Source organism: Neisseria sp. CP9 (assembly GCF_047758525.1).
Taxonomy (GTDB): Bacteria; Pseudomonadota; Gammaproteobacteria; order Burkholderiales; family Neisseriaceae; genus Neisseria.
This window is the reverse complement of record NZ_CP180502.1, coordinates 727,368-748,577: the sequence shown is the minus strand read 5'-3', so window position 1 is coordinate 748,577 and position 21,210 is coordinate 727,368. Positions and strand designations below refer to the sequence as shown.

22 protein-coding genes, 2 pseudogenes and 1 riboswitch are annotated in these 21,210 nt (G+C 52.5%); of the genes and pseudogenes, 10 read left to right on the top strand and 14 right to left on the bottom strand.

Annotation, left to right across the window (positions count from 1 at the left end; all coding sequences use genetic code 11):
• Nucleotides 1-76 precede the first annotated feature (76 nt).
• A complete protein-coding gene (locus ACMYUL_RS03500) occupies nucleotides 77-403 on the top strand; it encodes a rhodanese-like domain-containing protein (protein WP_415772084.1) in 327 nt (108 codons plus the stop codon).
• A 217-nt stretch (nucleotides 404-620) separates the two neighbouring features.
• Here the strand turns inward: ACMYUL_RS03500 and ACMYUL_RS03495 are convergent, their stop codons facing one another.
• Both ACMYUL_RS03495 and ACMYUL_RS03490 read right to left on the bottom strand, forming a co-directional pair.
• A complete protein-coding gene (locus ACMYUL_RS03495) occupies nucleotides 621-1,064 on the bottom strand; it encodes a pyridoxamine 5'-phosphate oxidase family protein (protein WP_415772082.1) in 444 nt (147 codons plus the stop codon).
• Between the two features lie 64 nt (nucleotides 1,065-1,128).
• The gene (locus ACMYUL_RS03490; protein ID WP_415772080.1) at nucleotides 1,129-1,773 is read right to left on the bottom strand and encodes a hypothetical protein; all 645 of its coding nucleotides are present in this window, start codon (nucleotides 1,771-1,773) and stop codon (nucleotides 1,129-1,131) included.
• A gap of 250 nt (nucleotides 1,774-2,023) precedes the next feature.
• On the opposite strand from ACMYUL_RS03490, the gene rnhB reads away from it, so the two are divergent.
• Together rnhB and ACMYUL_RS03480 are read left to right on the top strand one after the other, a co-directional pair.
• Entirely contained in the window at nucleotides 2,024-2,617 is a 594-nt protein-coding gene (gene rnhB / locus ACMYUL_RS03485; protein ID WP_415772078.1) for a ribonuclease HII, read from the top strand.
• 200 nt (nucleotides 2,618-2,817) lie between these two features.
• Nucleotides 2,818-3,777, top strand: a complete 960-nt coding sequence (locus ACMYUL_RS03480) for a bile acid:sodium symporter family protein (RefSeq protein WP_415772076.1) — start codon at nucleotides 2,818-2,820, stop codon at nucleotides 3,775-3,777.
• Nucleotides 3,778-3,853: 76 nt separating this feature from the next.
• Here ACMYUL_RS03480 and ACMYUL_RS03475 read toward each other — a convergent pair whose 3' ends face one another.
• The 3 genes from ACMYUL_RS03475 to ACMYUL_RS03465 form a co-directional block, all read right to left on the bottom strand.
• Entirely contained in the window at nucleotides 3,854-4,642 is a 789-nt protein-coding gene (locus ACMYUL_RS03475; RefSeq protein WP_415772074.1) for a thiazole synthase, read from the bottom strand.
• Nucleotides 4,643-4,805: 163 nt separating this feature from the next.
• On the bottom strand, nucleotides 4,806-5,000 hold the full coding sequence (thiS, locus tag ACMYUL_RS03470; RefSeq protein ID WP_415772072.1) for a sulfur carrier protein ThiS: 195 nt from the start codon (nucleotides 4,998-5,000) through the stop codon (nucleotides 4,806-4,808).
• Nucleotides 5,001-5,135: 135 nt separating this feature from the next.
• On the bottom strand, nucleotides 5,136-5,489 hold the full coding sequence (locus ACMYUL_RS03465; protein ID WP_070774458.1) for a winged helix-turn-helix transcriptional regulator: 354 nt from the start codon (nucleotides 5,487-5,489) through the stop codon (nucleotides 5,136-5,138).
• A 104-nt stretch (nucleotides 5,490-5,593) separates the two neighbouring features.
• Here ACMYUL_RS03465 and ACMYUL_RS03460 point away from each other — a divergent pair, with 104 nt between their 5' ends.
• Complete coding sequence (locus tag ACMYUL_RS03460) at nucleotides 5,594-6,613, top strand: zinc-binding alcohol dehydrogenase family protein (RefSeq protein ID WP_415772069.1); 1,020 nt, start codon at nucleotides 5,594-5,596, stop codon at nucleotides 6,611-6,613.
• Between the two features lie 115 nt (nucleotides 6,614-6,728).
• On the opposite strand, the gene thiE is transcribed toward ACMYUL_RS03460, so the two are convergent.
• The 3 genes from thiE to ACMYUL_RS03445 all read right to left on the bottom strand — a co-directional run bounded on the left by thiE (nucleotide 6,729) and on the right by ACMYUL_RS03445 (nucleotide 9,700).
• Complete coding sequence (gene thiE, locus ACMYUL_RS03455) at nucleotides 6,729-7,346, bottom strand: thiamine phosphate synthase (protein ID WP_415772067.1); 618 nt, start codon at nucleotides 7,344-7,346, stop codon at nucleotides 6,729-6,731.
• A 48-nt stretch (nucleotides 7,347-7,394) separates the two neighbouring features.
• Nucleotides 7,395-8,456, bottom strand: coding sequence for a WG repeat-containing protein (locus ACMYUL_RS03450; RefSeq protein ID WP_415772066.1), 1,062 nt, complete (start codon nucleotides 8,454-8,456; stop codon nucleotides 7,395-7,397).
• A gap of 149 nt (nucleotides 8,457-8,605) precedes the next feature.
• Nucleotides 8,606-9,700 (bottom strand): FAD-dependent oxidoreductase, encoded by a 1,095-nt coding sequence (locus tag ACMYUL_RS03445; RefSeq protein ID WP_107855232.1) that lies wholly within the window; start codon nucleotides 9,698-9,700, stop codon nucleotides 8,606-8,608.
• A gap of 107 nt (nucleotides 9,701-9,807) precedes the next feature.
• A riboswitch (TPP riboswitch) is annotated at nucleotides 9,808-9,917 on the bottom strand.
• A gap of 245 nt (nucleotides 9,918-10,162) precedes the next feature.
• Between ACMYUL_RS03445 and ACMYUL_RS03440 the strand changes: the two genes are divergently transcribed.
• On the top strand, nucleotides 10,163-10,906 hold the full coding sequence (locus ACMYUL_RS03440; protein ID WP_415772063.1) for a PP2C family protein-serine/threonine phosphatase: 744 nt from the start codon (nucleotides 10,163-10,165) through the stop codon (nucleotides 10,904-10,906).
• 90 nt (nucleotides 10,907-10,996) lie between these two features.
• On the opposite strand, the gene ACMYUL_RS03435 is transcribed toward ACMYUL_RS03440, so the two are convergent.
• The 3 genes and pseudogenes from ACMYUL_RS03435 to ACMYUL_RS03425 all read right to left on the bottom strand — a co-directional run bounded on the left by ACMYUL_RS03435 (nucleotide 10,997) and on the right by ACMYUL_RS03425 (nucleotide 13,575).
• A complete protein-coding gene (locus tag ACMYUL_RS03435) occupies nucleotides 10,997-11,404 on the bottom strand; it encodes a hypothetical protein (RefSeq protein ID WP_415772061.1) in 408 nt (135 codons plus the stop codon).
• 131 nt (nucleotides 11,405-11,535) lie between these two features.
• Nucleotides 11,536-12,462 (bottom strand): annotated as a pseudogene (locus tag ACMYUL_RS03430) (IS5 family transposase); the annotation flags it as partial.
• Nucleotides 12,463-12,624: 162 nt separating this feature from the next.
• Nucleotides 12,625-13,575: a CysB family HTH-type transcriptional regulator gene (locus tag ACMYUL_RS03425; RefSeq protein WP_342032322.1), complete on the bottom strand. Its 951-nt coding sequence runs from the start codon at nucleotides 13,573-13,575 to the stop codon at nucleotides 12,625-12,627.
• A 441-nt stretch (nucleotides 13,576-14,016) separates the two neighbouring features.
• On the opposite strand from ACMYUL_RS03425, the gene ACMYUL_RS03420 reads away from it, so the two are divergent.
• Both ACMYUL_RS03420 and ACMYUL_RS03415 read left to right on the top strand, forming a co-directional pair.
• The gene (locus ACMYUL_RS03420; protein ID WP_415772059.1) at nucleotides 14,017-14,778 is read left to right on the top strand and encodes an OmpA family protein; all 762 of its coding nucleotides are present in this window, start codon (nucleotides 14,017-14,019) and stop codon (nucleotides 14,776-14,778) included.
• Between the two features lie 411 nt (nucleotides 14,779-15,189).
• Nucleotides 15,190-16,155: pseudogene (locus tag ACMYUL_RS03415) on the top strand (IS30 family transposase).
• A 58-nt stretch (nucleotides 16,156-16,213) separates the two neighbouring features.
• Here ACMYUL_RS03415 and ACMYUL_RS03410 read toward each other — a convergent pair.
• Complete coding sequence (locus ACMYUL_RS03410; RefSeq protein WP_342032246.1) at nucleotides 16,214-17,035, bottom strand: transferrin-binding protein-like solute binding protein; 822 nt, start codon at nucleotides 17,033-17,035, stop codon at nucleotides 16,214-16,216.
• 304 nt (nucleotides 17,036-17,339) lie between these two features.
• On the opposite strand from ACMYUL_RS03410, the gene pyrE reads away from it, so the two are divergent.
• The 3 genes from pyrE (at nucleotide 17,340) to argA (ending at nucleotide 19,867) form a co-directional block, all read left to right on the top strand.
• A complete protein-coding gene (pyrE, locus tag ACMYUL_RS03405; protein WP_003741470.1) occupies nucleotides 17,340-17,981 on the top strand; it encodes an orotate phosphoribosyltransferase in 642 nt (213 codons plus the stop codon).
• A 120-nt stretch (nucleotides 17,982-18,101) separates the two neighbouring features.
• On the top strand, nucleotides 18,102-18,563 hold the full coding sequence (locus ACMYUL_RS03400) for an MJ0042-type zinc finger domain-containing protein (RefSeq protein WP_342032247.1): 462 nt from the start codon (nucleotides 18,102-18,104) through the stop codon (nucleotides 18,561-18,563).
• Nucleotides 18,560-19,867, top strand: coding sequence for an amino-acid N-acetyltransferase (argA, locus tag ACMYUL_RS03395; RefSeq protein WP_342032248.1), 1,308 nt, complete (start codon nucleotides 18,560-18,562; stop codon nucleotides 19,865-19,867). Before ACMYUL_RS03400 ends, argA begins: the two co-directional genes overlap by 4 nt.
• Nucleotides 19,868-19,986: 119 nt before the next feature.
• On the opposite strand, the gene ACMYUL_RS03390 is transcribed toward argA, so the two are convergent.
• Entirely contained in the window at nucleotides 19,987-20,610 is a 624-nt protein-coding gene (locus tag ACMYUL_RS03390) for a TIGR01621 family pseudouridine synthase (RefSeq protein ID WP_342032249.1), read from the bottom strand.
• A gap of 10 nt (nucleotides 20,611-20,620) precedes the next feature.
• Complete coding sequence (locus ACMYUL_RS03385; RefSeq protein ID WP_342032250.1) at nucleotides 20,621-21,193, bottom strand: TMEM165/GDT1 family protein; 573 nt, start codon at nucleotides 21,191-21,193, stop codon at nucleotides 20,621-20,623.
• Between the last annotated feature and the right edge of the window lie 17 nt (nucleotides 21,194-21,210).

The window sequence follows — 21,210 nt, the reverse complement described above, 5'->3', positions numbered from 1 at the left end:
CTGAAAACCAGCCGGACATGGCGAAACGTTTTCAGACGACCTTTCATCGTTTCCATCATTTCACACACACAACATCATGACAATTCCACAACTCACTCCGCTGCAACTGCAGCAATGGCGGCAAGAAGGCCGCGCGTTCCATCTGCTGGACGTGCGCACCGACGAAGAAACCGCCATCTGCGCTCTGCCCGATGCCATCCATATCCCGATGAACCTGATTCCGCTGCGCCAAAATGAGCTGCCCGATGACGACTTGCCGATTGTCGTTTACTGCCACCACGGCATCCGCAGCCTGCATACGGCGATGTATCTGGCAGATGCGGGTTTTGAAAATCTGTTTAACCTGCAAGGCGGGATTGACGCTTGGGCTTTGCAGGTGGATGAGGCGATGGCGAGATATTAAGATTTCCAATTTCAAAATAGAGAAGGGCGGTACGGTTTGGCGTACTGCTTTTTTTGTGTGCGAGTTGCCCAAATAAAAAATCTTGAAAGCCGTTGGTCGGTTTCAGGGTTTTTGTTTTCAGACGACCTTTCGCACAAAGGGGTCGTCTGAAAACCTTTATTTTTGATATTGGGTTTAGCCCATCAATGTTTAAACCGATCGCGATGAGTTTCATGATTCAGGCGTTTTGAGCTTCGCGCTGCCAAAGGGTTTTTTGGGCGAAAACCAGTTTGTTGTCTGTAAATTTCACATTTTCCAAACGCAACGACCAAACATCGCTTTTCATCGCGCGGGCAATCGGATGGGCTTTGTAATAGAGAGCGAGTGCTGCTTTTTTATCGGTTTCGTCAGTCAGCAGTTGCGCGGTTGCTGTCAGTTGTATGCCGCTGATTTTGGCGATATTTTCCGGCTGGCCTGCGATGGTTCCGGCGATGTTCGGATTTTTCAGCATCAGGCTGCCGTGTTTGGAACGTGCCGAAGTTAGGACAATCAGTCTTGCTTGCGCTTCATCGGGCACATAAAAGCAGCAGGCGCTCCAAATTTCGCCGTCTGCAGCTGCCGCAATGCTGATCACATGGTTGGCGCGTAGGAATTTGATGATGTTTTCGGGGATGGGCTGCATGGTGGATTTAAATTGAAAATGGTTCGGAAAGCTTGGATTAAAAACTTTCCGAACCATTGTCCGTTTAGCGTTTCATTTCGCCTTCAATGGCGCGGATATTGGCTTGACGGTCGTTGACGGCTTGGGTCAGACGGCTGATTTTTGCCTGATCGCCTTTTTTCTTGGCAACATTCAATTGCGCCTGCGCCCTGACCAAAGCGACTTGTTCGTTGCGGACTTCGTTTTCCAAGATTTGCTTGCGGGTCAGCTGCGGCTTGGGTTTGGATGCCGGCAAGATGGGGGCGGGCAGGATTTTGGCTTTGCGGTTCAACTCGGCAGCGCGGGCTTTTGCTGCTTTCAGGTCGCCGACGGAAGTCGCTTCGCCAAGTTTACCGTTGCGCAATTTGATGTCCAAACGGGGATTGGCGGCTTCTGCCGTGTTGGTTACGCTGCCGCCCGTCGTGCGCGGCAAGACTTTGATATCGCCCGGCTCGGGCGCGGCTTCGCCGAGGGCTTCTCTCAGGTTGACGCGCTCAGGTACGGCTTTGTCTGCCTCTTCAGGGCTGACGTTTGCAGTGCCGTCCGTATGGGATTCGGTACAATCGTTACCGATTTTTTTCTCGGTAAAGACCGTGTTGCCGTCCACTTTGCAGATATAGCTGGCTTGTGCGGAAAGGGCGGCGCTTCCCAGCCCGAAAGCCAAAATCAGTCGGTAAAAAATCGGTTTCATCTTTATTTCGGTATATAGCAAAGGTTTTGATTATACTATGCAGCCAGTTATAACGAATCAACTTATTTCAAACAAGGTAAAATTTTCCGCTGTCGTCTATCATTGGGAAACGCTGCATGGGATATTGTGGGCGCGAACCTAAATAGGCTGCGGTGATTATTGTGTTAAATAGGTTGGCTGACCGGATAGGTATTCCGTTTCGGCTGCCTATTGGTTTAAATAATGTCCATTTTTCTATTTTCAAACCACGATGACAAAAACTTTTCTGATTGCCGGTGTTGATGAAGCAGGGCGGGGGCCTTTGGTCGGCAGCGTGTTTGCCGCCGCCGTGATCCTGCCGCCGTCTTATCATTTGCCCGGTTTGACCGACTCTAAAAAACTCAGCGAGAAAAAGCGCGATGCGTTGGCGGTCTTGATTAAAGAACAAGCGTTGGCATGGTGTGTCGCGCAAGCCGATCCGCAAGAAATTTTCGAGCTGAATATCCTTCATGCCACGATGTTGGCAATGAGTCGCTCCGTACAAGGGTTGGCAATCAAACCCGATAAGGTGTTTATCGATGGCAACAGGGTGCCGAAGGAGCTTGGCGTGGATGCCGAAGCGGTGGTCAAAGGCGACAGCAAAATCATGGAAATTTCGGCGGCTTCCGTTTTGGCGAAGACGGCGCGCGATGCCGAGATGTATGCGTTGGCGGAACGTTATCCGCAATACGGTTTCGACAAACACAAAGGCTACGGCACGGCGCAACACCTCGAAGCCTTGCAGCGATACGGCGTATTGCCTGAACACCGACGCGATTTTGCGCCCGTGAAGGCGTTGCTGGCGCAGGGCAGGTTGTTTGAGTGAGGGAAGAATGGCTTAAAGGTCGTCTGAAATGCTTTCAGACGACCTTTTCTTTACATCCCGTTACAAAGCCGTGTATGCTTCGCGTTTAGATGGATGTGAAACAAATATCAACGGCCAAACCAGTTTTGATATTTGCGTGTTGTTTAATTTCACTGTTCTCCTTATCAATAATCTTATCAACCGTACCGCACATACTATTTATGGACACCATTGCACGAATCAGCCACTTTGTCGGCAAAACCTTCTCATTTTGGGCGGCATTGTGCGCCGCCGTTGCTTTCTTCGAACCCGAATTGTTCAAATGGGTACTGCCTTACATCACTTGGCTTTTGGGCATCATCATGTTCGGCATGGGGCTGACGCTGACGCCGTCAGATTTCAAGATTGTCGCTAGTCATCCCAAAGCCGTTCTTATCGGCGTGGCGGCTCAATTCATTATCATGCCGCTGACTGCCTATTTTTTGGTCAAGTTGTTAAATTTGCCTGCTGAAGTTGCCGTGGGTGTGATTTTGGTCGGCTGCTGTCCGGGCGGTACGGCTTCCAATGTGATGACTTTTTTGGCGCGCGGCAACGTTGCCTTGTCCGTTGCAGTTACGTCGGCTTCCACCTTGCTGGCTCCGCTGCTGACGCCTGCTATTTTCCTGCTTTTGGCAGGTAAAATGCTCGACATCAATGCGCAGGCGATGTTTGTTTCCATTGTTCAAATGGTGTTGTTGCCCATCGCGCTCGGCGTGATTGCACATACTGTGTTCCGCAAACAGACCGAAGGTGCTGCCGCTGCCTTGCCTTTGGTTTCGGTGGTTGCCATTGTGCTGATTATCGGTGCGGTCGTCGGCGCGAGCAAAGGCAAAATTATTGAGAGCGGGCTGTTGATTTTCGGTGTCGTGGTGTTGCACAACGCCATCGGCTACCTGCTCGGCTTCTTTGCAGCCAAAATCTGCAAGCTGCCGTACGATGCGCAAAAAACGCTCGCCATCGAAGTCGGTATGCAGAATTCCGGTTTGGGTGCGGCATTGGCGGCCACGCATTTTGCCGCAGCCCCTGTCGTCGCCGTACCCAGCGCGCTGTTCAGCGTGTGGCACAACATTTCCGGCTCGCTGCTCGCATCTTATTGGTCGGCGAAAGCAGATAAAGAATCGAAAGCGGAATTGTCCGATTAAAAGAGTTCGGCAAAGGACAAAAGGTCGTCTGAACATTTTCAGACGACCTTTTTGCATACCGTCAATGCAGCATCCATCAATACTCCGCCGAATGCCAAAACGGCTGCCCCACAGTCGGCGTACTCGCTTGCGCTTTGGTACGTGCCTCGACCGGTTCGGCTTCAAATGCCAGCCGTCCGGATTCGACGGCGAGTGCGAAGGCGCGCGCCATGTTGACGGGGTCGCCGCTGCGGGAAACGGCGGTGTTCAACAATACGCCGTCAAAACCCCATTCCATCACTTGCGCCGCCTGCGAGGGCAAACCCAAGCCCGCGTCGATAATCAGCGGCGTGTCGGGCAGGCGTTCGCGCAGAACTTTCAGCGCGTAGGCGTGAACCGTGCCCAAACCCGTGCCAATCGGCGCCGCCCACGGCATCAACGCCTGACAGCCCGCGTCAAGCAGGCGGCGGCAGGCGATCAGGTCTTCGGTGCAATAAGGCAGCACTTTGAAGCCGTCTTTAATCAGGATTTCCGCTGCTTCGACGAGTTGGAATACGTCGGGCTGCAAGGTGTCGTCGTCGCCGATGAGCTCGAGTTTGATCCAATCGGTTTCAAACACTTCCCGCGCCATCTGCGCCGTTGTTACCGCTTCCTGCACGCTTTGGCAGCCTGCGGTGTTCGGCAGCACGGGCACGCCGCTTTCTTCCAAAAGCGACCAAAACCCCTGACCGTGTGCCTTGCCGCCGCTTCCCGCGCGGCGCAGCGAGACGGTAATCATCGCGGGTCGGGCGGTTTGGACGGATTGTTTGAGGATTTCGGGGGTCGGGTAGGCAGCCGTGCCGAGCAGCAACCGTGAAGGGAAAGTTTCTCCGTATAGGGTGAGCATGATGGGTTCCTTTGTATAGTGGATTAACTTTAAACCAGTACGGCGTTTTCTCGCCTTGCCGTACTATCTGTACTGTCTGCGGCTTCGTCGCCTTGTCCTGATTTTTGTTAATCCACTATAACGTTATTTTTGGGACAGGGGCCGTCTGAAAAGGCAAAACCGCCTAGCCGCCGACCACCGGCCGCACAATATCGACTTTGTCGTTTTCATTCAAAACCGTTTCCGCATATGCGCCTTTGGCAACAAATCCGGTATTCACGGCGACGGCAAAGGGCTTTTGCGGCGTGGTTTGGGCGATGAGGTCGGCAACGGTTTTGCCGCGAAGTTCGGCGGGTTCGCCGTTTAAGATGATGTTCATAGGTTCTCGATATTTCGTATGTATAGTGGATTAACTTTAAATCAGGACAAGGCGACGAAGCCGCAGACAGTACAGATAGTACGGCAAGGCGAGGCAACGCCGTACTGGTTTAAAGTTAATCCACTATAAGTTTCTTTATTCGCGATGCGCCTGCTCTTGCTTGAACCCGTCGCCCCATTCTTTCAATGCCGTCAGCACGGGGGCAAGCGTTTTGCCGTAGTCGGTCAGGCGGTATTCCACTCGTGGCGGGACTTCGGGATACACGGTGCGCGAAATGATGCCGTCGGCTTCCAATGCGCGCAGTTGGGCGGTCAGCGTGCGCTGCGACACATCGGGCAGGATGCGGCGGATTTGGTTGAAGCGCAGCGTGCCGTCCGTGTGCAGGCGGTAGAGTATCGTGCCTTTCCATTTGCCGCCGATAACGGAAAGCGCGGCTTCCACCGAGCAGCCTTCGGCGCAGTCGTAGCTTGGGTGCGGTGTGCGGGGCATGACAGTATCCTTTATGTAACTATATGAAAAATAAGTGCGTTCTTGTTGATGGTGTACTTCGGGTGCATGATACACGCTTTCAGACGACCTAACAGGAGAACATCATGAAAGCCATCGGTTTCAACCGTCCTTTGCCCGTTTCCAACCCTGAAGCCCTGCTCGACATCGAACTGCCCGAACCCGAATTGCGGCCGCACGATATTTTGGTTGCCGTGCAGGCGGTTTCGGTGAATCCTGCCGATGTGAAAGTTCGGGCGGCGCATACGCCTGCGGCAGGGCAGTACCGCGTATTGGGTTACGACGCGGCAGGCATCGTTCAGGCAGTCGGCAGCGAAGTGCGGCATTTCAAAGTCGGCGATGAAGTGTATTACGCGGGCGCCATCAACCGCCAAGGTTCGAACGCTCAATTACAGGCGGTGGACGCGCGCATTACCGCCAAAAAACCGCGTTCGCTGGATTTTGCCCAAGCCGCCGCACTGCCATTGACGGCGATTACCGCATGGGAAACGCTGTTCGACCGCTTGGACGTGAACAAACCAGTGGCAGGCGGCGCCAATGCGCTGCTCTTAATCGGCGGTGCAGGCGGGGTCGGCTCGCTTGCCATCCAGTTGCTGAAGAAGCTGACCGGCATCCAGGTCATCGCCACCGCTTCCCGCCCCGAAAGCCGCGCGTGGGTGAAGGAATTGGGGGCGGATTTCGTCATCAACCATCATGAAGACATGGCGGAACAGGTTGCCGCGTTAAATATCGGCGCGCCGTCGTTTGTTTTTTCCACCAACCATACCGACCGCCATCTGCCGCAAATCGTGGAACTCATCGCCCCGCAAGGCAGAATCGCGCTGATTGACGACCCCGAAACGCTGGACGTGAACCCGCTCAAAGGCAAAAGCCTGTCGCTGCATTGGGAATTTATGTTTACCCGCCCGCTGCGCGAAACGGCAGACATCGAACGGCAAGGCGAAATCCTGACCGAAACCGCGCGGCTGGTGGACAAAGGCATCATCCGTCCGACCGCCACCCAAATCCTGCACGGCATCAATGCCGCCAACCTGCGCCGCGCGCATGAGATGCTGGAACGCGGAGATATGATTGGCAAACTGGTGGTGGAAGGCTGGGACAACTGAATCCACCGATTATTTTTACGCCGTTATGCCCGCTTCTGCCTGTATGGCATCCGAAATGACGGCAATCGAATATCCTAATTGAGCAGGTCGTCTGAAATTTGGTTTTCAGACGACCTTATTCATCCCACAAAGCCTGAAACGTTTTAACTACCGCCTCGGGATTTTCCGCTTCAGTAACGGCGCGAACGACGGCGAGTGAGGAAACGCCGGTTGCCAGCACATCTTCGGCGTTGTTCAAATCGATGCCTCCGATGGCGACGACGGGCGTGCCGCCTGCCTGTTTCACATATTCGCGCAGTTTGTCCAAGCCTTGCGGGGCGGTGGGCATTTGCTTGGTCGTGGTCGGGAAAATCGCTCCGCTGGCGACGTAGCTGGGGTGTACGGACAGGGCGCAGTCGAGTTCGGCAACGGAGTGCGTACTCAAACCCAAACGCAAACCGGCGGCGGCGATGGCGGCGAGGTCGGCGGTGTCCATGTCTTCTTGTCCGAGATGCACGCCGTATGCGCCTGCTTCTATCGCCTCGCACCAGTGGTCGTTGATGAAAAGCTGGGTACGGCTGTCTTGACAGGCGGCGACGCAGCGGGCGATTTCACGTTTTAATTCATCGCCGTACAAGGTTTTGCAGCGCAGTTGCACCGTGTCGGCACCTGCTTTGACCATGCGCTCGACCCAATCGGCGGTGGGAACGACAGCGTAGAATTTGAGCGGGGATTTTAGGGGCGGGAAGGTCATGGGGTGTCCTTTTTCATTTCTTACGGAGCAATAGGGGTCGTCTGAAACTCATTTCCTGCGTTTCAACAAGGCTTTTGCTTCGGGATAATCTTTCAAGCGAAACGGGTTGTCGTTCCAAGAGCCGCTTTTCTGTCTTTTGGGTTGTTCGGCAAGTGTGCTGCGGATATCGTGGCGCAGGTGGGTTTCCAGCGGAAGCGGTGTTTCTTCTCCGACAGGCAGAGCGTAGAGCCGTTTGCCGTCGGCGCCGGCGAGAAAGCGTTCGCCTTCAACGGTGTTGCCTTTGCCGTCAAACAGGACGATTTCGTAATACGGATAGCCTTGAACGGGCTGCGACACGATTTCAAAGCGGTAGGCCGCGCGTTCTTCGGCGGTTTTGTATGGCGAATAGGAAACTGCTGCCAGTCCGACAATCAGGTTTTTGTAGCGGTTGATGCGTTGCAGAATATCGCGTTCGGCGGCGGTGTAGGTAAACGGGTGCGGATAAAATTTGCCGTTTCGTTCGATGTCGGAAGCGGCGCGGCGGGTGTCGCTGGGCGCAACGGTATTGCCGCGTGCGTCCATCATGCCCCAAGTGCCACCCTGTACGGCGGTGTGTTCTTCGTCCACGCGCACTTCTCGACAGTCGTCGCAAAATGCGGCATAGCCATATTCAAACTGTCCTGCCCAATCGTGTTGGGCTGGAGTGACCAAGTTGTCCGCGCGGTCGGCAAAACCGACTTTGCCGTCTTTTGAAACATAGCGGCGTTTGCCTTCCGAAAAATAGTCTGATGCCAAGTCGTACATCATCGGCTGATATAAAAATTCGCCCTGCCGCGAATGCAGGAAAAACGGCGAATAGGCAACTTTGCCCCGAACTTCTCGGCTTTTATCCAGAAACAGTAACTCGTCACCAGTGCTTTCGCCGTGTTCGCAAATAAATTTGCAGTTGTATTGCGCAGGGACGATGATTTTGCCGCTTGTGGTTTTTGCGCCGAATTTGCCGTTTTGTTCGAAATAAATGATTTTTTCGGCAGAACGCGGTTTCAGGTTGTTTGAAATCTTGGGCGCGGCAAGGGCGGCGGAGTGGGCAAGTAAGAGCGCAGGCAGTAAATACAGGGATTTCGGATTCATTGGAAACCTTTCGTCGATGAGCAATATAGGTAGATCGATGACCATACGGCGTTGACGCGCCTTGCTGTATTATATTCATACAGGCTGGTGTCGGGGTGTGCCGCTTTGCTGTAAAACCTATGCCGCGACGTTTTCAGACGACCTCAAACTTATTTTTCAATATACGCCAAACCGCTTTCTTCATCACGTTCGGGCGCGTCTTTTCCATCAAACAGTGCCACTGCCAATTTGACGGCGGCAGCGGTTACGGCGGGGGAAATCATGAAGCCGTGCCGGAAAAGGCCGTTGATTTCAATCAGGCGTCGGGCGCGGCTGTAACGGATTTCGGGGTTGTGGTGGTTGAGCGTGGGGCGCAGTCCGGTGGCGATTTCGAGGATGTCGGCTTCGCCGAAAGCAGGGTGGACGGCATAGAGTGCGGATAAAAGTTCCAACCCTGAACGCACGCTGGCGGGAGCTTGGCTTTCGCTTTCGATTTGGGTCGCGCCGATAACGAAAACGTGGTTTTCTTTCGGGGCGATGTAGAGCGGATAACGCGGATGGAGCAGGCGCACGGGGCGGTTGAGCGTGATTTCGGGCGTGTAAACCCGCGCCACTTCGCCGCGTATGCCGCGCAAGGTGCTGGTGTGCTCGGGGGATTGATTCCACGCGGTTTTTGCGCCGTAGCCGCGGCAGTCGATCAGCCAGTCGTATTGGGCTTGCAGGTCGTCGGGGGCGCATTCGTGTTCACAATGGCAAGGGACGTTCAGCCCGTCCAAAGCGTCGGCAAGTGCAGACAGCATCTGCCGCCCGTCGAGCTGGCCTTCGGTCGGCAGGTAGATGCCGTCTGAAAAACGTCCGCCGAGTTGCGGTTCGCGTTCGGCGATGTCGTCGGCGCGCCAACGGACGATTTCGTCATCCGCTACGCCACCGCGTTTGAGATGGCGGACGAACTCGCCGGATAATGGCTTGTCCTGCCCGTGCCACACGATCAGACTGCCGTTTTCTTGCATCATGGTCGGCGTTTTCAGACGACCTCTGATGCTGCGCCAAAGCGGAATGCTCTGTCTGCCCAGTTTGATAACTTCAGGCGTAGCTTCGACCGCTTCCGCAGCAGGCGCGAGCATGGCGGCGGCAACATAAGCGGCGGCGTTTTCGCCTTTGCACCCGCCTTTGTCAAAGAGGGCAACCGATAAACCTTGTTCTGCAAGTTGTAAGGCAGTCAGACGGCCGCAGAGGCCGCCGCCGAGAATGGCGATACGGGGCATGGTGGATTCCTTTGCAGTATTTGGGCAGTCGGGAGGACGAAAGATAAGACGGAAGCGGAATCCACCGAATGGCGGGAAATGCGGGAAAGGGAACGGAAGCCTGAAAAGGCGTTTGACAGCTTGTTTCCTACGCAGGCATTACCCCGACAGGTTCTACGGATTCCGCTGGCGCGGTCTCAGCTGTTTGCAGGAACAAGCAGCACTCCGACAAGAAGTTTCCAGTTTACATAAAATCAATTGCTTTGGCAAAGTCAGGTCGTCTGAAAAATGGGTTTCTGCGTTTTCAGACGACCTGTTGTAAGGTGTTTTGGGTTGGTTTAGGAAATGGCGTTAGCGAGAAGTGAGTCGGCATGATTGATATATACTGTCGCTGATGAACAAGGGGCTTGGGCGATGAAATTTTTTGCGAAAAGTGCGCCGAAGTAGGTTTATTTAAATCAGGATGAGGTTGTCAGGATAACCATGTTTCAGCTTGCTTATTTTCAAATGGTTGGTGCCGGTAAAGCACGCAATCAGGATGCTTTGTTTGACGGCACGGCGGTGCGTCAGGTCAGGCTGCACAAAACCCGTTTGTCCGAGGCGGACGATGCCGTGCAGCTGGCAGTGGCAGACGGCGTATCCAGCAGCCCCGCCGCGCATCTCGCCAGCCGGTTTTGGTTGGACGCCTTCGTGCGCGAGGGCGATGCAGAAGGGCGTTTCCTGAGAAGGCTGCACGGCAGCTTCTGCGACACGCTTGCCGATGAATATTTCGGCTCGTCCTCGACGTTTGCTTCAGCAATAGTCGAGGCGGACGGTTTGTGCCGCATCTGCAATGTCGGTGACAGTCGCGTTTACCATATATCTGCTGAAGGTCGCTGGCGGCAGGTAAGCCATGACCACACTGTGTTGGCGGATTTAATCGAGCAGGGGGAAGCGCGGGCAGATACAGAATACGCCGATATGTACTATGCTTTGGCGCACTGCCTGATTGCGGATGATGAAGAAACCCATTTTAAAATTTTTACCGATTCTTTGATCTTGCAAAGAGGCGAGGCAGTTTTGGTTTGTTCTGACGGTCTGCACGACGCGCTATCCCATGAACGCTTGGAAACATTATGGAACGCTTCCCCGTCGTTGCCTGATAAGTTGGAAGCCTTACGCCGAGCAGTAAAAAGGGTTCCCTATCATGATGATTGTTCGGTAGCGGTATGTCTGTGGCAAAGATAGCGAACCAATCCTAGGATCGGTTATGCAGTTTCTTGAGAATATTTCAAAGGATTGGGTGTAAAGGGTCGTCTGAAAGATGCTTGGACCAATTTATATATACCGCATCACATATTTCAACCATCTCATCAACGCCGCCAGCAGTATGCCGATCGACAATCCCACCAAGGCTGCCTGCCACGTCCATTTAATCAGTAGCGCGCTGACCAAACCACCGATTGCGCCGCACAGATATTTGTCGCGCCGTTTGAATTCCATCGTCTGCTCGGCTAAATCTTCTTCGATAAACCAAATTGCGAAGAGCGTAGCCAATGCTAAACAGAAGCCGATAATAGGGAGCCAAGGCGTATCAATGTGGCCAAGGGCTTTATCCAGAATCATATCCCCGCCGAATAACAGTCCGAGAATAATGGAGCCGGTCAGCAATATCACATAGCCCAACATGTTGCCGGTGACGAGCCAGTCAAGAATTCGTTCGCATAGTTTTTTGAGAAACTTCATGGGTGGTCTGTTGTTGGGTTGGATGGGAAAGTATAGTGGATTAAATTTAAACCAGTACGGCGTTGCCTCGCCTTGCCGTACTATTTGTACTGTCTGCGGCTTTGTCGCCTTGTCCTGATTTAAATTTAATCCACTATAATCAGCCCGAAATAGGCTGCCCGCGCATAGCGGAATTTACGGTGCAGCGTACCGAAGCTTTGTTCCACCACATAACGGGTCTTCGATAAATAGCGGTTACGTTTGGTTTGCGCTTCCGTCAGCGGACGGTTGCGGTGGGCTTTGCGCATAATGCCGTCCAACAACCGATGCTCTTTCAGGTGTTGCCGGTTTTCCGTACTGTCGTAGCCTTTGTCGGCATAGACGGTCGTGCCTTCGGCAATACCCTCCAACAAAGGGGACAGATGGTTGCGCTCATGGGTATTGGCGGGGGTAATGTGCAGTTTCTCGATATAGCCTTCCTCATCGGTGCGGGTATGTTGTTTGTAACCGAGTCTGTATAAACCGTTTTTCTTTGTCCAGCGGGCATCGCTGTCTTTACTCGGTGTGGTTTGTCCGCTGACTTGTCCTTCTTCATCGACTTCTATGGCCTGACGCTGTTTGCTGCCGGCGGTCTGAATAATGGTGGCGTCAATGACGGCAGCGGATGCTTTCTCTACTTTTAGGTTTTTTTCGGTCAGTTGGCGGTTAATCAGTTCCAGCAATTCGGACAGGGTGTCGTCTTGCGCCAGCCAGTTGCGGTAGCGGCATAAGGTGCTGTAATCGGGGATGCTCAGTTCGTCAAAACGGCAAAACAGGTTGAAATCGATGCGGGTGATGAGGCTGTGTTCGAGTTCGGGATCGGAGAGGCTGTGCCATTGTCCGAGCAGGACGGCTTTGAACATGGACAACAGGGGATAGGCGGGACGGCCGCGGTGGTCTCTAAGGTAACGGGTTCTTTGACGATTCAGGTACTGCTCGATCGGCTGCCAATCAATCACCTGATCCAACTTCAATAGTGGGAAGCGGTCGATGTGTTTGGCAATCATGGCTTGTGCGGTTTGCTGGAAGAAGGTGCTCATGGAAAATCCCCTAAATGTCTTGGTGGAAATTTAGGGGATTTTGGGGAATTTTGCAAAGGTCTCACATTGAATTTCAAAGCCCCCGGCCAATATCAACCGCACTAAAAAAGGTCGTCTGAAAAACATTTCTGCTTTTCAGACGACCTCTTGCCATATCCAAAATCAAATAGAGAAATCTTCGACCACCGGCGTATAAAGAATACGATCCACCACATCCCGCGTCAGCTTCGGCGAGAACATTTCGATAAAATCGTAGGTATAACCGCGAAGATAAGTATCCGAGCGTACCGCCATCCAAATGGGCGAAGGCTCAAACAGATGCGCCGCATCGACCAATTCCAAATCCGAATCTTTCTCCGGATCAAATGCCATCTTCGCCATCAATCCGACACCAAGCCCCAGTCGGACATAAGTCTTCAACACATCCGTATCCGCTGCCGACAACACCACATCCGGATTATCCAAATGCGCCTTATTAAAAGCACGCGCAATACTGCTGCCCTGATTAAATGCAAATTCGTAAGTAATCAAAGGAAACGAAGCCAAATCCTCAATACTTAAAGGATTCATACATTCCAACAAAGGATGCTCTTTCGGCACGATGACCGCATGGTTCCATTCATCACACGTCAACTTGCTCAGTTCGGGATGATCGTCAATCCGCTCCGTCACAATCGCAATATCCGCCTCGCCATTACTGACCATTTGCGCAATAGCAGCAGGGCTCCCCTGCTTGATCGTCAGATTGACCCTTGGGTAACGCTTCACAAAATCCGCCACAATCAAAGGCAGCGCATAGCGTGCCTGCGTATGCGTCGTCGCAATCGTCAGAGCACCGCTGTCGTGATCGGTAAACTCGCTGCCGATATTCTTAATATTTTGGACATCGCGCAAAATCCGTTCCGAAATTTCCAACACCGCCTTACCCGGTTGGGAAACAGACACCACACGCTTGCCGCTGCGTATAAAAATCTGCACCCCCAGTTCTTCTTCCAAAAGGCGGATTTGCTTGGAAATACCCGGTTGCGAAGTAAATAGCGCATCCGCAGCCTCAGATACATTCAAATTATGGCGGTACACCTCCAATGCATACCGCAATTGCTGTAATTTCATAGGTAGTCCGGTTGTATTGTGTTTGTATGTTTTATACGACAAGCGGCACATAATTTAACATATTTTGCCGGATTTGTCGGATATCCAAAAAACACACAAGGAAGTTTTTGTTTTCAATAAAACTATACATATAAACTATGAAAACCGTCTTTACAGCACGCAAACTCTTGTTGCGTTTCCGCAACTGCAAATAGAAACAGACCCGAATTTCCTGATAAATAAATGACACAAGCTTGATTTTTAGGCATGATTCACCATTAGGAGGCAAGCAGTTTCATGTTTTTATCAAGGCATCGAGTATTGACAGTCTGTGCCATGCTTCTTTATAGTGCAAACTGATATATCCGATTTGCCGCTGTTTTATGCTGCGGCCTGTATATTGGTAATTTGCTGCGGCTGCTTCCTGTATCCGCCGCATAACAATTTTGATGAGGGAATAAAATGACCAAACAGCTGAAATTAAGCGCATTGTTCGTTGCATTGGTTGCTTCAGGCACTGCAATGGCAAGTGAAGCGCACACCAAACACGGCTACACCGTAAGCAGCCAATCTCAAGAAGTCGTCCGTAACAACTACGGCGAGTGCTGGAAAAACAGCTACTTCGACAAAGAAACCCAAGGTCGTGTCGAATGTGGTGACCGCGAAGCGGTAGCCGCAGTTCAACAAGCTCCCGAATACGTTGACGAAACTGTTTCCCTGTCTGCGAAAACCCTGTTCAGCTTCGACAAAGACATCCTGCGTCCTGAAGCTCAAGAAAACCTGAACAGCTTGGCTCAACGCCTGAGCAACGAAAACGTACAAACCGTACGTGTTGAAGGTCACACCGACTTCATGGGTTCTGAAGAGTACAACCAAAACCTGTCTGAGCGTCGTGCTAACGTAGTTGCCAACTACCTGGTTAACCGCGGTGTTCCTTCCAACAAGATCTCCGCAGCCGGCTTGGGCGAATCTCAAGCTCAAATGACTGCTACTTGTGAAGCCGAAGTTTCAAGACTGGGCAAAAAAGTATCTAAAGCCAAAAAACGTTCTGCTCTGATCGCATGTATCGAGCCTGATCGTCGCGTTGACGTGAAAATCCGCAGCGTTGTTACCAAACAAGTTGCTCCGGGTCAAACAATTGAAGGTCAAGGCGAGCGTCCTGCAGTGGATGAAGGTTGGATTCCTTCTCCATACAACGGCGTACACGGCTACGCTAAGCCTTAATCGAAACACCCCAAAAACCCCGCTTCCCAGCGGGGTTTTTATTTTGTCGGATTAACGTTGATACAAAGGTCGTCTGAAAAATCGAGATCTATTTTCTTTGCACTTTGCCACAATCTATCCTTTCAGACGACCTAGATTTTCCTCAAGAATCCTTTTATACCTCTTCTTTTCTCAATCTATCCGATAGAAGCTAAAAATCTCAGTATCAACCCGCCATATATCGCCGTCACCATTTGACACAGATAATAGCCGAATACAAAAAATTAAAAAGCGCACCAAAGCAAAAGGTCGTCTGAAAACCATAAAACCTGTTTTCAGATGACGGCGGATTCGCATTTGAAGTGCAACTTTCCATAACAGAAAAAGGCCAGTATGAGGTAGCATACGGCCTTTCCTGCAAGAAAGATTGCCATGAGCTACACACAACTGACCCAAGACGAACGATACCACATCCAATACCTGTCCCGCCACTGCACCATCGCCGAAATCGCCAAACAGCTTAACCGTCACAAAAGCACCATCAGTCGCGAAATCAAGCGGCACCATACCCAAGGACAGCAATACAGCGCCGATAAAGCGCAACGGCAAAGCCGGCTGACCAAACAGCGCCCGCGAAAACCCTATAAGCTCGATTCGCAGCTGATTCAACACATCGACACCCTTATCCGCCGAAAACTCAGTCCCGAACAAGTATGCGCCTACCTGCGCAAACACCACGGGATCACGCTCCATCACAGCACCGTTTACCGCTACCTCCGCCAAGACAAAAGCAACGGCGGCACTTTGTGGTAACACCTCAAAATATGCAGCAAACCCTACCGCAAACGCTACGGCAGCACATGGACCGGAGGCAAAGTGCCCAACCGCGTCGGCATAGAAAACCGACCCGCTATCGTCGACCAAAAAGCCCGCATCGGCGATTGGGAAGCCGACACCATCGTCGGCAAAGGACAGAAAAGTGCATTACTGACCTTGGTCGAACGCGTTACCCGCTACACCATCATCTGTAAATTGGATAACTTAAAAGCCGAAGACACTGCCCTAGCGGCCATTAGAGTATTAAAGGCACATAAAGCCAGAGTGCACACCATTACCATGGATAACGGCAAAGAGTTCTACCAGCACACCAAAATAGCCAAAGCATTGAAGGCGGAAACCTATTTTTGCCGCCCCTACCATTCTTGGGAGAAAGGGCTGAATGAGAACACCAACGGACTCATCCGACAATATTTCCCCAAGCAAACCGATTTCCGAAACATCAGTGATCGGGAGATACGCAGGGTTCAAGATGAGTTGAACCACCGGCCAAGAAAAACACTTGGCTACGAAACGCCAAGTGTTTTATTCTTGAATCTGTTCAAACCACTGATACACTAGTGTTGCACTTGAAATCCGAATCCAAGGACCTTTATTTGCAATACCGTTTACCGGAAGATTATTTCTTCGAGCCGACGAATGCGCCTACCGTATTGCCGCTAGAGAATCCGCCTGCAACTTCCGCTGCATTTTTGCCAAAGAAACCGCCTTTGACTTGGGTCGCACCGGATTGTTCAAACTTGTTGCCGCTAATTTGGGCATTAACAGCAATGTTGTCGCCAAATTTAGCATCACGAGAGATAGTGCCTGTTAATTTTTTACTGTCAAAATTGGCAGTCAACTCTGTGCGGGTAATATCGTAATTTGCGCCGCTATGCATAGAGGCAACGCTGGTGCTGTAATGAACTTGTCCTTTAGGCAGCTCGGCTGCGGGCGTAAAGTGTCCGCTGAAGAAAGCTTGTTTTTTGCCGTTAACTTCCAACACGCCGGCAGTAGCGTTTGCTGAAGCGGTATTGACCAAGAATTTCTGTACGGATTTCGGCTCGCCGGATGCAATTCCTGAAATGAAACCAGGAACTTTGCCTTTCCAATTATTCAAAGAAATACCGCCGCTTTGGGTCAAGTCGAAATCCACACCGTCAACGCGGATGTGTTTGATATTGCTATTATCGATGGCAATGCTGTTACCGCCAACTGTTTGCTGTGCAGCGGTAGGAACCGCCGGAGTAGCAGGAGTTTTAGGAGCAGTAGGCGTTTTACCCGTCTCAGGTTTTGCAGGAGTTGTCGTTGATGGGGGAGTTGCAGGCTTCTGCGACGTTGATGGGTTGCTTGGACCTGCGTTAGGCGTAGATTGTGAAGAAGGAGTGGAATTTCCACCACCGCCCCCACCTCCGCAGGCAGCCAAAGTTGCTGTACAAATCAATGCAAGTACTTTTTTCATGTCGTATCATCCTTTTTTAAATTGAATCTCGAAGTTTCTGTATTCGGGAACAAGTCTTGATTGTGCTTGCGATGCACCTGAATCAATGACTTAGACATTTTATACTAAAAAGATAAGCCAACCCATATGCAATAGTTAATTCAAGTAAATTTATAAACAAAATATAACTAAACTATAACCAAGCTAACAATTCATTAGCAGGAAACGCATCAAACCAACCCACTTTTTCAGACGACCTGCATTTTCCTCATGAATCCTTTATAATCTCTTCCTTTATAAATCAATATCTTTCGAAAGAAGCAAAATGTCCGATTTCCGTCAAGATTTCCTCAAGTTTGCGCTGGCGCAGAATGTATTGAAATTCGGTGAATTCACGACCAAGGCAGGCCGTCAGTCGCCTTATTTTTTCAACGCCGGACTGTTTAACGACGGCGCATCGACGCTGCAACTGGCGAAGTTTTATGCGCAGGCGATTATCGAGAGCGGCGTAAAATTCGACATGCTGTTCGGCCCGGCTTACAAAGGCATTATTTTGGCGGCGGCGACGGCGATGATGCTGGCGGAAAAAGGCGTGAACGTGCCGTTTGCCTACAACCGCAAAGAAGCGAAAGACCACGGCGAAGGCGGCGTGTTGGTCGGTGCGCCGCTCAAAGGCCGCGTATTGATTATCGACGACGTGATTTCTGCGGGAACATCTGTGCGCGAATCGGTCAAACTGATTGAAGCGGAAGGCGCAACGCCCGCCGCCGTCGCCATCGCGCTCGACCGCATGGAAAAAGGCACGGGCGAATTGTCCGCCGTTCAGGAAGTGGAAAAACAATACGGCCTGCCCGTTGTCGCCATTGCCAATCTGAACGACTTGTTCACACTCCTGCAAAACAATGCGGAATTCGGCGGCTTCCTCGAGCCGGTCAGAGCCTACCGCGAACGCTACGGCGTTGCCTAAAATCCGATAAACAAAAGGTCGTCAGGTTGTCTGAAAACGGACAAACCCTTTTTCAGATGACCCAACCCGATCAAACACACATTAAAACAACACATCCCACACTTTACACGGAAAACCCCTATGCCCGCCTGTATCTGCCCACACTGCAAAACCTCACTTTGGGTCAAAGACACCCAGCTCAACGTCGCACAAGGCTTTGTCGTTTGCAATAAATGCGAAGGTCTGTTCAAAGCCAAAGACAGCCTGGCGCCGTCTTCCGCCCCCGCCAATCCCGACACGCTGCCCAACGCCGTTACCGACGTCCGCCTCGTACACGACATGGGCGGCAACATCCGCAACCGCAAACAACTCTCCCGCCACGAAATCGCCAGCCTGCTCGACAGCGCCGAACGCGCCAAAAAGGCCAAAGAAGAGGCGGCACGGCGTGCCGAAGATGAAAAACGTCGGACTGAAGAATTCCAAGCCTTGATGGCTGCCGCTGCCAAACCTGCCAAATCCGAAGAAGGCTTCAACTGGACGCTGGCGGTACTGGTCGCGCTGACCGTCCTCATCATGCAGCTTTTCTATCTGGTCTTGCTATGAACACATCTCCGGGCTTTGTCGCCGATTTTCGCGAAGCCGCGCCCTATATCCACTACCTGCGCGGCAAAACACTGGTTATCGGCATCACCGACAGCCTGCTCGAAGGCGACACCCTGAACCGGCTCGCCGCCGATTTCCATCTGCTCGCCGGCTTGGGCGTGCGTCTCGTATTGGTACACGGTACGCGCCATTTCCTCAACCGCCTCGCCGCCGACAGACAATTCGTTCCGCAATACCACCGCAACCGCCGCATTACCGACGACGCCACCCTGCGCGACGCCAAGCAGGCGGTCGGCATGATACGCAGCGACATCGAAGCCGCCCTGTGCAGCAGCGCATCCGCCCCCTTGCGCAACAAACCGATTCCCACCGCTTCGGGCAATTTCCTCACCGCCCGTCCGCTCGGCGTCATTGACGGCATAGACATGGGCTACACCGGCATCGTCCGCAAAACCGATACCGACTCCATCAACCGCCGCCTTGACGACGGCGCTATTGTCCTCATCAGCCCGCTCGGACACTCCTACGGCGGCAAAACCTTCAATCTCAGCATGAGCGAAGCCGCCGAAGCCGTTGCCGTCGCCCTTCAAGCCGAAAAACTCGTGTACCTGACCGAAGAAGCCGGCATTTGCAACGCCGACGGCGTCCTCATGTCCACCCTGTCCTCAGGCGAAGTCCGCCACCTGATAGAAACCGTAAACAACGTTCCCGTGCGCCTGCTCCAAGCCGCCGTCAACGCCGTCGAAAACGGCGTCAGCCGCGTGCAAATCCTCAGCGGGCGCGAAGACGGCGGACTGTTGCGCGAACTCTTCACCCGCGAAGGCTGCGGTACCGCCATCGCCCGCGATGCCTTCGTCTCCATCCGTCAAGCCCACAGCCGCGACATCCCCCGCATCATCGCCCTGATACGCCCGCTGGAAGAACAAGGCATCCTGTTGCACCGCAGCCGCGAATATCTCGAAAACCACATCTCCGGTTTCTCCGTCCTCGAACACGACCGCAACATCTACGGTTGCGTCGCCCTCAAAACTTTCGACGATCCCGAAATCGGCGAACTCGCCTGCCTCGTCGTCTCCCCCGAAGCCCGCGACGGCGGCTACGGCGAAATGCTGCTCGACCACCTCTTCCAAAAAGCCCGCGCCATGGGTATCCGCCGCCTGTTCGCCCTCTCCACCCACACAGGCGAATGGTTTGCCGAACGCGGTTTTCAGACGACCTCTCCCGACGCATTACCCGAAGAACGCCGCCGCGACTACCTCGCCAACGGCCGCAATTCGCAAGTGTTCGTCCGAGAGTTGGCTTAAGCGGTTTTGAAACCCAAGGTCGTCTGAAAACTGCCGATAGCCTTGTTTAGCGTTCCTAAAAATCAAGCATGACTTAAAAAAACAAGCTATTGCAATAGCGTTATCAGGCGGCTCAATTTTCACAAAAAATCCATGTCCCTCAACGGCCATTCCTCACTCAAGGGCGCGACGATTTCAAACGCCTGATCTTGATAATCAAATTTGATTTTCCACGCATGAAGGAACATCCTCGATGCAGGCTTCCCGCCGTAGAGCGTATCGCCCAAAATCGGACTGCCCAAGCTTTTCATGGCGACACGAAGCTGGTGGGTTTTGCCCGTATGTGGATGTAGAACGAACAGGCGCAAGCCGGGTTCTAAACTGTGGCTGTCAAATTCGGTTACGGCGGGATTTTCCATGCCGCGCGTCAGTTTCCATGCGCCGCGCCGCGATTTTTCCATATTGCCTTTGATCCAACCTTGTTTCTTAGACGGCTTGTCCGTTGCCAGCGCCAAATAAGTTTTACGCATGGTTTTGGCGGCAAATTGCTGCGCCAGCGCCGACGCGCTTTGCGGGTTCAGGGCAAACAGCAGCACGCCGCTGGTCAGCCTGTCCAAGCGGTGCAGCAGCCAAACCTGCTCAAGGCCGAGTTGCGCCGCCAGCGTCTGCGTCAGGCTGACTTCGCCCTCTTCCTGATGTACGGATACGCCTTGCGGCTTGTTAATGGCAACAAAATCCGTATGTCTAAATAAGATTTCCCACATTTCAGACGACCTATTTCAACATAATGCCGCCACCGGCCAGAGTGATGACGCCCAATACGCAAAACAGTACGCAGGCGGAAATCCGCACGGCTTTGGCGGGGATTTTTTTCATCAACATATCGCCCAGATAAACCACGGGGACGGTTGCCAACATCAATCCGGCAACGCTGCCGAGTACGACCATGGATAAGGATTGGTATTTTGCCGCCAGCAAGACCGTGGCGATTTGGGTTTTATCGCCGATTTCCGCTATGAAAAACAGGAAAACCGTCGCCCCGAACGCGCCGTATTTGAGCCAGCGGCTGTCGGGGTTTTCATCTTTATCGGGCAGAAGCAGCCACAAACCGACCGCGATAAAGCTGATGCCGACGACCCATTTGACGATCTCGGGAGAAATGGCTTCCGCCAGCCATACGCCGACAAATGCAGAAACTAAATGATTCAGTAAAGTGGCAATGAAGATGCCGGAGACTACCGCGTTTTTCTGGGCGAAACGTGCGGCAAGGAAAAGAGCGAGCAGTTGCGTTTTATCGCCGATTTCGGCAATGGCAACGCCCAACATTGAAGAGAAAAATGCTTCCATAAGATACTCAACCGAAG